This window comes from Chryseobacterium potabilaquae, from assembly GCF_902728265.1.
Lineage (GTDB): Bacteria > Bacteroidota > Bacteroidia > Flavobacteriales > Weeksellaceae > Chryseobacterium > Chryseobacterium potabilaquae.
Window position 1 is genome coordinate 144,971 of sequence record NZ_CACVBR010000003.1, and the last position, 12,338, is coordinate 157,308.

Sequence of the window (12,338 nt, forward strand, 5' to 3'; positions counted from 1 at the left end):
AAATAATTTCCTCAAATGTAGCTTTAAAATACATGCAATACTATTGCAAACTTTCCAGGCAGTTTTCACAAATACCTTTGGCAAAAAGTCTTATTTCATCTATTCTAAAGTTAGTTTGAATATTTTCAGGAAAGGAAATATCTTCTTTACAGGTTGTTTGTTTACAGATTTTACAATAAAAATGCAGATGCCAATCTTTATGTGTTTTTTCATCACAACCATCATGACAAAGTTTGTATTTAGTTGTCGTATTCTCTTGAATACTATGAACAATACCTTTCTCTTCAAATGTTTTCAGTGTCCTATAGATAGTGGTTCTATCCGCATTTTCAAATTGACTTTCAATTTCAGACAGTGACAATGCCACTTCTTGAGAACTTAAGAAGTCATACACCAAAACCCTCATACTCGTAGGCTTTGTATTCTTATCAATTAACTTATTTTCTATATCTTTTTTCATGGTTTATGGAATTAGTGATCATGCTCTCCTGCATTGGATAGTTTCGCATTAATAAAAAATGCACCTTTTACAGCAATCTTGGCATCCGATGGAATCTCATTGACCGAAGTTATAGCAGTATATCCCATATCTGATGTCCCTTTAACTACTTCAATTTTTTTAAAATTAATCGTTGTAGCTATTTTATCATTCTTCTCATCATTTTTATCTTTATGCTGTCCATGACTTTCATCATCTGACTGAATAAAAATATAAAATTTCCCTTCTGCTTCTACAATAGCTTCACTAGGAATTGCCGGCGTAGTACTTTTATCTAAACTGACAATTCCCGTAATATTCATTCCATCAATAAGTCCTGTTTTATTGCCTATAACATCACTGTGTACAGAAATCGTTTTACTTTCATTCTCAAAAGAAGATCCGATGCTATAGACCTTTGCATCATATTCTGTTTCTGGATTATTCGTTAATTTAAAATGTACAATCTGGCCTACTCTCATTTTAGGCAAATCTTTCTCAAAAACCTGTAAATCAAGATGAATCGAACCGTTATCTATAATTTCTGCCATCGGGGAGGAACTATCAACATAACTTCCTATCTGTGCAGTGATATTGCTAATCGTTCCACTAATAGGAGCTGTAATAGTAAGACCTGATCTCATACTTCCATCACTTATTTTAGACGGACTTATTCCCATCATTTGAAGTTGTTTTAAAAGGGATGACTTTTTAGTTCTTAATGTTCTTAGTTCAGCATTTGCATTTTGAAGGTTCTTCTTTGCTCCTGCATCATTGTCAAAAAGTTCTTTCTGTCTTTTATATTCTTGCTCTGCATAGAGAATTCTACTATTGGTAGTGAGATAATCTTCCTGTAACTGGATAAATTCCGGATTGGCTATCGTGGCTATAATTTGGCCCTTTTTCACAAGACTTCCTACTTGTATATTGAGAGTTTTAATAACACCTCCATACAAAGAAGTAACTGTAGCCTTATTATTATTAGGAACCCGCAAGAGACCATTTACTTTGATAGTAGAAACAAGTTCTTTCATTTCAATGGTCCCAAAAGTAATTCCGACTGCTTTTATTTGATCTTGGGTCAAAGAAGCAGTCACTTGCGGAGTTTCTTCTTCATGCTGATCACCATTTTGTTGAGTTGTATTTTCTGCATCTCCTGCAGCATTTTTATTTTCTCCACAACTGATGAGAAAAAAAGCACTAAGAATAAGATATATGATATTGTGTTTTATTTTCATATTATTTATTAATAATTGAATTAATAGTAACAACAGATTGGTTGACCTGTTGGATTGATTCCAAATATTTCAATTGAATATTGGTAGCCGTTTGTAAAGCAAAAAGGTATTCCACATAAGAGATTTCTCCTGTTTTATATCCTAGATGAGCTGCTTTTACAATTTTTTCTGCATTAGGAAGAGCTTGATTAACATAGTAATCATACTGCTGGATATCCTGTTGGTACTGGCTAAAAATATTTTCTAACTGTGTAGAAAGCTGTTGTTCCTGAAATTTTGCATTTGTTTCTACAACTTGCTTCTGATATTCTAAAGATTGAATTCTGGCTTTGGTTGCTCCAAACGTAAGAGGAATAGCAATTCCTATCGTTGCTGAATTAAATCTATTTCCGGCATTCATATATTTTTCCTGCCCATTTATATTTTGGAACCCTATCAATGATTGATTCGTATATCCTATACTGAATTCGGGTAAACCTTGAGATTTTTCTACTTTTTTATTTTTTTCAACAATTTCTATTTCCTGATATAAAGCTCTTACAGAAGGATTACTTGCTATAGACATGCTATCTAAAACATTTTCAACTCGTAAAGGAACATATTCTTTTTTTAATGGAATATCAAAACTTTCGGTGGTATTTAAAATTGTTTTTAAATTTTTATAGGCATTATTTAAATACACTCCATTTTGTTTTAATAATAAATCAATTTCTCCTTTCTGAGTTTCTGCCGTGTTTATTTCAATCTTTTTAATATCCCCTGCATTAAATCTCACTGTCGCCGTGCGTATAAAATCCTGATACAAACTATCCAGACTTTGTAACTTTGATTGATTATACTGCAGATATTCAATTTGATAATAATACGTTCTCACCTTTCTTATCAGTTCATTTACAGAAACATCCTTTTCAATATGTTTACTTTTAATATTTGCATTGATCAACTCTTTTCTGGCTTTAAACAATGTTGGAAAAGGGATGCTTTGAGACATCGAAAACGATTGATCAAACTTGAGGCTATTATACTGTCCTAACTGAGCATCGAAATTGAATTTAGGCAATTCGTTTGCGGTGGGCTTCAACGCTTCCGCAGATTTAATACTTAAATCCTTTGACTGTAACTCCACATTATTATTCATGGCCATTTCTACTGCCTGTTCTACAGAAAGTTGTTTAGTCTGTGCATTAAAAGTTTGTCCAAGCATTGAAAAACAAAACAGTAAAACAACAGGTAATGATTTTATTTTAAAATGACGCCCAGTAATTCTTGAATTAAAAATTATATACAATACAGGTAAAACAAATAGAGTAAGAAATGTAGCCGTCACAAGTCCTCCAATCACTACCGTTGCCAAAGGTTTTTGAACTTCTGCTCCTGCGCCGGTAGAAATAGCCATCGGCAAGAATCCTAATGAAGCTACAGTAGCAGTCATCAAAACTGGTCTTAATCTGGTTTTTGTTCCTTCGTACACTCTTTTTAGTATGTTTTTCTCGCCCTCTTTTTCCAGTTGGTTAAAAGTCCCGATCAAAACAATTCCATTGAGAACGGCGACTCCAAAAAGGGCAATAAAACCAATTCCCGCGCTAATACTGAATGGCATCCCTCTTAATAATAAAGCTAGTACTCCTCCAATTGCACTCATAGGAATTGCCGTAAAAATTAAGATGGCTTGTTTAAAAGAGTGAAAGGTAAAATAGAGCAACATAAAAATCAATAATAAAGATACTGGAACCGCTATCAAAAGTCGTTTACTCGCCGCCTGCAAGTTTTCAAATTGCCCTCCATAGGTAAAGTAATATCCGGAAGGTAACTTAATTTGTTTATCCAATTTACCCTGAATATCCTTTACCACACTTTCTACATCTCTATCTTTTATATTAAAACCAATTACAATTCTCCTTTTTCCATCTTCTCGGCTAATTTGGCTAGGACCTAGTTTATAACTGATATTGGCTACTTGAGAAAGAGGGATCTGTGTTCCGGATATTGTATTTATCATCAAATTATTAACATCGTCAATAGTAGTTCTATGAAGACTATCCAATCGAACCACCAAATCAAAACGTCTTTCGTTTTCAAAAACCTGTCCTGCACTTTTACCTGCAAAAGCAGTACTTAAAGCATTATTAACATCTTCAATGTTTAATCCGTAATTTGCTATTCTGGTTCTATCATATTGTACATTAATTTGAGGAAGGCCTGTCACTTTTTCTATTTGAGGAGCAGTGGCTCCTGCCGTAGTTTGGATAATTTTACCCACTCTATCTGCATATACAGATAATGAATCTAAATTTTCTCCAAAAATCTTCACCGCTACATCTTGCCGAACTCCAGTCATCAACTCATTAAATCGCATTTGTATAGGTTGATTTTTTTCAAAAAACACGCCGGGGATTACTTCTAGCTTTTCTATAATTTCATCAGCTAGCTTTTCATACGATTTTTTTGTTTTCCATTCATTCTGAGGCTTTAAAACAACAATTAAATCCGATGCTTCTGGAGGCATTGGATCTGTAGGAACTTCTGCAGAACCCGTTTTGCCTATCACCGTTTTTACCTCATCAAACTGTTTAATGATTCTGGATGCCTGCATAGAAGTTTCAATACTTTGACTTAATGAACTTCCTTGTGGCAAAATACAGTGAAATGCATAGTCTCCTTCTTGTAGCTGAGGAATAAACTCTCCTCCCATATTCTTAAAGATCACCACAATGATCACAAAGACCAACACCGTTATAGAAACTACGACATATTTTATCTGAATTATTTTCAGTAGCAGAGGTTCATAAATTCCCTGTAGCCGATTCATCATCTTATCTGAAAAAGATTCTTTATGGGATATTTTCTTTGACAAGCATAAAGCACTCATCATAGGAATATACGTCAATGATAGAATTAGGGCTCCTAAAATAGCAAAGCCTACTGTTTTTGCCATTGGAGTAAACATTTTCCCCTCCACTCCTGCAAGAGTAAGAATAGGAATATAGACGATAAGAATAATAATCTCTCCAAAAGCCGCACTACTCCTAATTTTTGATGCGGAAATAAAAACCTCTTCATCCATTTCATTTTGAGTAAGTTTTTGCACAGATTTTCTGAGTCCCAAATGATGAAGAGTGGCTTCCACAATAATTACTGCTCCATCTACAATTAACCCAAAATCTATAGCTCCCAAACTCATCAAATTGGCACTTACACCAAACACATTCATCATTCCTAATGCAAATAATAATGATAATGGAATTGCTGAAGCAACTATTAACCCTGCTCTGAAATTTCCCAGAAAAATAACTAAGACGAATATGACAATGAGTGCACCTTCAACTAAATTCTTCTCTACTGTCTTCATCGCTCTCCCTACCAAATCCGTTCTATCTAGAAAGGGTTCTATTACAACATCATCAGGCAGCGATTTTTGAATCGTAGGAATTTTAGCTTTAATATTTCTCACCACTTCATTGCTATTTACTCCCTTTAGCATCATAACGACTCCTCCTACAGCATCAACTTTTCCATCATAAGTCATTGCTCCATAACGAATAGCACTTCCAAAACGAACATTAGCCACATCTTTAATAAAAATAGGAACATTTCCGGTTTCATTTTTTACTGCGATATTTTTAACGTCTTCCAATGATGTTACAATTCCTATTCCCCGGATAAAATAAGCATTTGGCTTTTTATCAATATAAGCTCCCCCCGTATTTTGATTATTTTTTTCTAATGCCGTAAAAATATCTGTAATACTAACTCCCATGGCTTTAAGACGATTAGGATCAATAGCCACTTCATATTGTTTTAATTGGCCTCCAAAACTGTTTATTTCAGCAACACCCGGAGTTCCGTTAAGTTGTCTTCGTACAATCCAATCCTGCATGGTACGGAGCTCTTTAGCATCATATTTATTTTCACTGCCTTTCTTCGGATGGATAACATATTGATATACTTCTCCTAGTCCTGTACTCACCGGAGCAAGTTCAGGAGTTCCTATTCCTTTTGGAATTTCTTCTGAGGCATCTTTTAATTTTTCGTTGATAAGCTGCCTGGCAAAATAGATATCGACATCGTCTTTGAATACAACCGTAATTACCGATAATCCAAATCGTGAAATACTTCTTGTTTCTTCAATATCCGGAATATTTGCAATACTCTGCTCTATAGGAAAAGTAACCAGCTGCTCTACTTCTTGCCCTGCCAATGTAGGGCACACCGTAATAATCTGAACCTGATTATTAGTAATATCGGGAACTGCATCTATAGGCAATCGGGTGGCACTCCAAACTCCCCATACCATAAGTAACAAAGTCATTACACCGATAATGATTTTGTTTTTAATACTGAATTTGATAATTTTATCTAGCACAAATTGAGATTTAATTTGTAATTGTCTATTTCTATTTTATCATACATAAAAGACCTATTTTTAATAGTCATCAAACTCCATTTGTATACAAAAGGTAATTTGGAAACTGAAACCTAATTAAAATAGTTGACAATTAATTGATTATTAAAAATTCATCCACCATACATAATGGATCAGACACAAAAATGCAATAAAACCTTATGCAACAAAATGGCAAAAGTTTAAAACATCTTTAATACAAATTAAATTTTAGGAGGTTGCCAGATATGGTCATACATCTGGTAGGCGAAGTTATTCTTTTGAAAAAGAATTTTTGTAGAAAAATACGTTTGAATCTGCTCAGGAAACTCTATCAGCTTTTGCATCTTAAATGCCGTAGCTGCAATTTGGCAACAATTACAAATACACAAGGGAGAACAAATATCTTCCTTGTCTCTTGAATGTGGCTCTTCCATATTGAGTGTAAAATCCATTTTAGATGAACTTGATTGTTTATGCACATCCTGGCATGGCATTACAGTCAATACCATGAAATAGATTGCTAAAATAAATCTGAACAAGTTCATGACGACAAATATAAACCTTTTCTCACTCATGAAAGTTCAAATTTGATTAAATTTTCATTAAAATTAAAACTACTCGAAACACATTGGACAAAACTACTTTTAATATTATAAAAAACAGTGTATCCGACAATTTCCTTTTAGAAAACTTAGTCTTACACCAATTTATAGCAGATTTATAGCAGAACCTCTAATATATAATCTTAATCAACCAGAAAAAACGAGTTCTAGAAAAAGGTAATCTCAATTATCCTATGACTATTCGTTTGTGTATACCTACTCAATACACAAAAAGAAAATCTATATTGTAAAAAGTTATTAATTTTATGGTATGAAAGTTTTAATTGTAAATGGCCCTAATTTAAATCTTTTAGGCACCAGAGAACCCGAAATTTATGGAAGTATATCTATGGAAGATTATTTGGCAAAACTACAATCTGAATTTCCTTCTTATGAATTAACGTATTACCAATCGAATATAGAAGGTGAAATTATTAATCGTCTCCAAAAAGATGATTTTGATGCCTTAATCATCAATCCTGGTGCGTTTACTCACTACTCTTATGCCATTGCTGATTGTTTAAAAAATATCCAAAAAACTAAAATAGAAGTTCATATCAGTAATATTTATAAAAGAGAAGAATTTCGTCAAAAATCTGTTACGGCAGCAAATACTGATGCTGTATTATCAGGTTTTGGAATGGAAGGATATAGACTAGCCATATTAAGTATACAACATTAGCAAAACTTTATAAATGACAAAAGGGAGATTTTAAAAACCTCCCTTTTTTATTCTTAAAATAAAATTTTCTAGAATATATTATTTATTCTGCAACACAACGTACTGATTGTGCATAAGCACGAGAGTAACCCGTGAGAACAACACTAGGTGGTGTATCAAACACCATACTATAAGCATTTGAAATATTTTCCGTACTCGTCCAATAAAACCCTAAAGCACCACGCATATATAAAGATCCTCCTGAAACGTGACGCATTCCAGCAGCTGGGAATATAATCATTTTGCCTCCACATGTATATGTTCTTGCGAATCCATAATTTGTTGCATTAGAGCCATATGATCCAATCTGACCTAAGGAATTGTTATTCATCAACGTATTATATTCAGCTCTTGTTGGTATACGGAAGCCTGTAGGGCAAGGGTCGTTTGCCGTTTTTACAGGAGATGCTTCTGTTCCACTATTCCAAGAACTATCCGGCTGATTAAGGGATGGATTCCAACCTATGATATTTCCGGCAGGAGTATCTGCGTCTGCCACTACTATATTAGTTCCCCACTGATAATAATTTCCATGAAGTTCTTTCACCGGAATATAAGGGTTCGCGCTAGTATCTGCACCTATATTATACAATGACCAAGCCTTCGTAGATCCACACATCACTACGGTTCCATCCTGGTCATTCATCACCGTTTTGTTCACATTACAAGATTGAGACCCAAAAGTAATTGGAATAGTCATCGCTATAGCAGCAGCCGGAGTACCGGTTACATTATATACTAAGTTACCATTTCCTGTTGCCAATGTACCTGCAGGAAGTGTAAATGTTAATCCATTTTGAGTGAAAGACAATTGAGGGTAAGCATCACCATTTCCTCCTGTATAAGCAACAGTAAGAGTACCTGTATATGCTTCTCCTTGGTGGAGAGTTGCAGGTGCAAATACAGCCGTTCCACAATCTAGTGAAGAAACATCCGCCGTAAAATTATCCACATCCACAGTAAATGCACAAGTTTTTCCTGCTATTGTAATATTAAATGTCGCAGTTCCTGCAGCAGAAGGTGTGCCAGTAATTGCCAACATAAAACTTCCGTTTCCACTAGCTAAAGCTCCTCCCATTAAACTAGCCGTTAATCCGGTAACTCCGGTTGAAGTAAACGCCGCCGATGGATATGTTCCTCCATTTCCTCCTATATAAGGTACTGTAACTGTTACCCCACTTACAGCAACTCCAGAGTGTACTGCTCCAGAAGTAGATGCATTCACACATTCTATATCAAGAACATGACCACTTGGTACATTGGAACTACATAATGATCCCCAATTGGGCACCAATGGATCCGAAGAATCATTAACCATCACACAACCCAAGTTAGCAGCGAAACAATCCGTACAATAAATAATCAAACCTTTTGCAGGGTTCTGTATGGCATTCATTTCTACTTCAGTCATTCTTGGAGGAAGAAACCCCAAAGTAAGGCTGGTAAGATCAAGAATAGCAGAAGGATCAGGAGAAGTTGTCCCCATTGCTATTCTTCCCCCCATAAATCCTAAATTATTCCCATTCATAGTAACATTACGGGTATCAGTCAATGTTCCATCCGAATTATAAAAATTATTTCCACCTCCCATTTTCCACCATTCATTCGTAGTCGAATCGAAATAATAATACCCTATGGCATCTACTCTCACCGTTTGGCCCACCTGATTAGTTTGATCTGCCGGTGCTGTGACAAAAATTACGGTTCCATTCTGAGCTGCTCCATATACGTTTGACGCAATCGCAGCAAATAAGGCATTTCCCGTAATTTTAGGTAATATGAGACCTTCAGCAGCAGTCCCATCCGATGTTTTACCTGTAATATCTAGCGTCGCTTTGGGTGAAGGATTATTAATCCCAACTTGTCCAAACGAAAAAGCACTAGATAGTAATAAAATAAGTAAATTAGTTTTTTTCATCGTATTAAATATTTTATATCTATATTATTTGAAGCAAAATAATTATACATAATTCTAATTTATAAAATTGATTTTATCAACATAAAGCTCAATTAGAATTAATAAAAATAAACACAACGTAAATATACAAAGGATAATAATTTTTATACCACAATATATGTAGTTTAAAAACTAATTATTATTAAAATTAAAACTATAGTTAAAAATATCCAATAACTATTATTATCAATGTATTTAAAACAACAAAAACTTTAACATATAGCTAAAGTCTTTTATGCACCCTACTAAAAAATAAAATATTTCATAAAAAAAGCTGATTTAAAATAAACCAGCTTGTATATATTATTTAATTGTTTGTTCTTGCAACTGAGGTCCCGAAAAAATCAATTTCTTTCCTTCATCAGTATTACAATATTGTTCAAAGTTTTTAATATACTTCGCAGCAAGATCTCTTGCTTTATCCTCCCAATCAGAAACATTTTTATAGGTATCTCTTGGGTCTAATATCCCTTCAGAAACATTAGATAATAAGGTAGGTATTTCAAGATTCATAATTGGAATTCTTGTTTTTGGAGCGTTTTCTATAGATCCATCAATAATGGAATCAATAATTGCTCTCGTATCTTTTAATGATATTCTTTTTCCCGTACCATTCCAACCTGTATTCACTAAATATGCTTTTGCACCATGCTCTTTCATTTTCCCTATCAATGTCTTAGAATACATTGTTGGATGTAAAGTAAGAAATGCTTCACCAAAAGCAGGCGAGAAAGATGGTTCCGGTTCAGTAATACCTCTTTCGGTACCCGCTAATTTAGAAGTATACCCACAAAGGAAATGATACTGTGCCTGATCTTCATCCAAAATAGAAACTGGAGGCAAAACCCCAAATGCATCGGCAGAAAGATATACTATCTTTTTTGCATGGCCAGCCTTAGAAGGCAAAACAATCTTGTTAATATGGTAAATTGGGTAAGAAACCCTTGTATTTTCGGTAATAGAACCATCTGTATAATCAGAAACGCCATCATTTACAACGACATTTTCAAGAAGAGCGTCTCTTCTGATAGCCCTGAAAATATCCGGTTCTTTTTCTTCAGATAAATCAATCACTTTTGCATAGCATCCTCCTTCATAATTAAATACGCCCTTATTATCCCAGCCGTGTTCATCATCCCCAATTAAATATCTTTTTGGGTCTGCAGATAATGTTGTTTTCCCTGTTCCGGAAAGTCCAAAAAATAAAGCAACATCTCCTTGCTCACCAACATTTGCAGAACAATGCATAGAAGCCATTCCTTTTAATGGAAGATAATAATTCATCATCGCAAACATTCCTTTCTTCATTTCGCCTCCATACCAAGTTCCTCCAATAATTTGTAATTTTTCAGTTAGGTTAAACATGACAAAATTTTCAGAATGTAATCCTTGTCCTTGCCAATTTGGATTCGTTGTTTTTGACCCATTCATGACAGTAAAATCTGGTTCCCCAAAATTTTCCAATTCATAATGAGAGGGACGGATAAACATATTGGTAACAAAATGCGCTTGCCAAGCCACTTCAACAATAAATCTTACTTTTAATCTTGTATCTGCATTCGTTCCACAAAAAGCATCTACTACATAGATTTTCTTAGCTCCTGATAATTGATTTATTACTAATCCTTTACAAGATTGAAAAATTTCTGGGGTTGTGGGTAAGTTTACTTTACCATCCCAAAAAATTGTGTCTTTAGTAACATCATCCTTAACAATATACCTATCTTTAGGTGAGCGGCCCGTGAAAATTCCTGTTTTTACTGATACTGCACCCGATTCTGTAAGTTCAGACTTCTCAAACCCCTGATTCCCAATACAAACCTCAGCCTGATACAACTCTTCGTAAGATGGGTTATAAATAACTTTATAGTCTCCTTTAATCCCTAATCTCTCTAAATCCTGGATGATTTTAGCATTTTTCATTTTACTTATATTTTCTATTTCTATTGAGGTACGACAAAATTAATATTAATTAATCGTTAAAAGTGTTTAAATATAATGATATAAGTCAGAATGACAAATAAAAAATACGACTCACAAAACACTGTTTAACAATCAATTAAATCATTCCATTCAAAAATAGTGCTAAAACCTTTTCCCCAAAAATAGTCTTGATAGCCATCAAATTTTGAGCTCAATACAAAATCTCCTCCCCAAGCACCCAAACTTTTAACAAATACAGGGCAATCCGGGAAAAAAAGTTCTTTAACCATGGGAATTTCAAGAAAATTTGAAATTTTTTGTTCATGAAATAGCATTAACTGAGAAAATTCAAATAAATCATTACATAATAAAATATTTTTTGTAATATCCGAAAATTCATTAATGAGCTGTTGCGACTTCTTTTTTGATTTATATAAACGAATCCCTTCTCTACTATCCTGTTTTTTATTTAAATGAATGAAAATCAAATCATTTTTAAAGGATGGAGTAAAATTGATTTTTTCATATGTTAGTTCAGGCTTATTCTGAAAAAGTACGGCTGACTTTTCTTTTGCTACAGCAATATCATACCCGCTTCCTCCCAAACTGATTTCATTCAAATAAAAAGGATCTATTTCTGCCCATTTTGCAAGATTATTCATCAAAGTTGAACTACTTCCCAGTCCAAAGTTGGCAGGAAATTGAAGATTAGTTTTTAAGCGATAAGTATTTTTTTTTTTAAACTTAAGAGTAGAAAGTGTCTGAACATTCTTTAATGTTTTTAAAATAAATTCAGCACTTAACGAAATATTAGTTTCTAAAATCTGCCAGTTTTTATAATCAATGATAGTTTTTAACCATAATTTATTCTGGTGATAGGCCTCCCAAAAAATAAGAGATTGCTCATCATCTTTTTCTTCAAAGAAAAACTCTTGTCCTAGCTGGGTGGGTACTGCTAAGACAAGAGCTCCATCTATAGCGAAATATTCTGAAGTAAGCATAAGCTTTCCTGGTGAAAAAATCTCGCCCATATTA

At 33.9% G+C, this 12,338-nt stretch carries 8 protein-coding genes; 1 reads left to right on the forward strand and 7 read right to left on the reverse strand.

Annotation, left to right across the window (positions count from 1 at the left end; genetic code table 11):
• Positions 1-40: 40 nt before the first annotated feature.
• The 4 genes from CHRY9293_RS03250 to CHRY9293_RS03265 form a co-directional block, all read right to left on the reverse strand.
• Positions 41-460, reverse strand: coding sequence for a Fur family transcriptional regulator (locus tag CHRY9293_RS03250; protein ID WP_122545881.1), 420 nt, complete (start codon positions 458-460; stop codon positions 41-43).
• 11 nt (positions 461-471) lie between these two features.
• The gene (locus CHRY9293_RS03255; RefSeq protein ID WP_162031563.1) at positions 472-1,716 is read right to left on the reverse strand and encodes an efflux RND transporter periplasmic adaptor subunit; all 1,245 of its coding nucleotides are present in this window, start codon (positions 1,714-1,716) and stop codon (positions 472-474) included.
• A 1-nt stretch (position 1,717) separates the two neighbouring features.
• Positions 1,718-6,079: a CusA/CzcA family heavy metal efflux RND transporter gene (locus CHRY9293_RS03260; RefSeq protein ID WP_162031564.1), complete on the reverse strand. Its 4,362-nt coding sequence runs from the start codon at positions 6,077-6,079 to the stop codon at positions 1,718-1,720.
• 242 nt (positions 6,080-6,321) lie between these two features.
• On the reverse strand, positions 6,322-6,675 hold the full coding sequence (locus CHRY9293_RS03265; protein ID WP_228455456.1) for a DUF6660 family protein: 354 nt from the start codon (positions 6,673-6,675) through the stop codon (positions 6,322-6,324).
• A gap of 298 nt (positions 6,676-6,973) precedes the next feature.
• Between CHRY9293_RS03265 and CHRY9293_RS03270 the strand changes: the two genes are divergently transcribed.
• Positions 6,974-7,384 (forward strand): type II 3-dehydroquinate dehydratase, encoded by a 411-nt coding sequence (locus tag CHRY9293_RS03270; RefSeq protein WP_162031565.1) that lies wholly within the window; start codon positions 6,974-6,976, stop codon positions 7,382-7,384.
• 82 nt (positions 7,385-7,466) lie between these two features.
• Here the strand turns inward: CHRY9293_RS03270 and CHRY9293_RS03275 are convergent, their stop codons facing one another.
• From CHRY9293_RS03275 to CHRY9293_RS03285, 3 genes are all read right to left on the reverse strand, one after another.
• Positions 7,467-9,341 (reverse strand): FISUMP domain-containing protein, encoded by a 1,875-nt coding sequence (locus tag CHRY9293_RS03275; RefSeq protein ID WP_162031566.1) that lies wholly within the window; start codon positions 9,339-9,341, stop codon positions 7,467-7,469.
• A gap of 342 nt (positions 9,342-9,683) precedes the next feature.
• The gene (gene pckA, locus CHRY9293_RS03280; RefSeq protein ID WP_162031567.1) at positions 9,684-11,303 is read right to left on the reverse strand and encodes a phosphoenolpyruvate carboxykinase (ATP); all 1,620 of its coding nucleotides are present in this window, start codon (positions 11,301-11,303) and stop codon (positions 9,684-9,686) included.
• Between the two features lie 125 nt (positions 11,304-11,428).
• Positions 11,429-12,334 (reverse strand): GYDIA family GHMP kinase, encoded by a 906-nt coding sequence (locus CHRY9293_RS03285; RefSeq protein ID WP_162031568.1) that lies wholly within the window; start codon positions 12,332-12,334, stop codon positions 11,429-11,431.
• Positions 12,335-12,338 lie beyond the last annotated feature (4 nt).

Bases quoted from the DNA above. Each gene is read 5' to 3' on its own strand.
- CHRY9293_RS03250 (WP_122545881.1), bottom strand. From the start codon at position 460: ATGAAAAAAGATATAGAAAATAAGTTAATTGATAAGAATACAAAGCCT.
- CHRY9293_RS03255 (WP_162031563.1), bottom strand. From the start codon at position 1,716: ATGAAAATAAAACACAATATCATATATCTTATTCTTAGTGCTTTTTTT.
- CHRY9293_RS03265 (WP_228455456.1), bottom strand. From the start codon at position 6,675: ATGAGTGAGAAAAGGTTTATATTTGTCGTCATGAACTTGTTCAGATTT.
- CHRY9293_RS03270 (WP_162031565.1), top strand. From the start codon at position 6,974: ATGAAAGTTTTAATTGTAAATGGCCCTAATTTAAATCTTTTAGGCACC.
- CHRY9293_RS03275 (WP_162031566.1), bottom strand. From the start codon at position 9,341: ATGAAAAAAACTAATTTACTTATTTTATTACTATCTAGTGCTTTTTCG.
- pckA (WP_162031567.1), bottom strand. From the start codon at position 11,303: ATGAAAAATGCTAAAATCATCCAGGATTTAGAGAGATTAGGGATTAAA.
- CHRY9293_RS03285 (WP_162031568.1), bottom strand. From the start codon at position 12,334: ATGGGCGAGATTTTTTCACCAGGAAAGCTTATGCTTACTTCAGAATAT.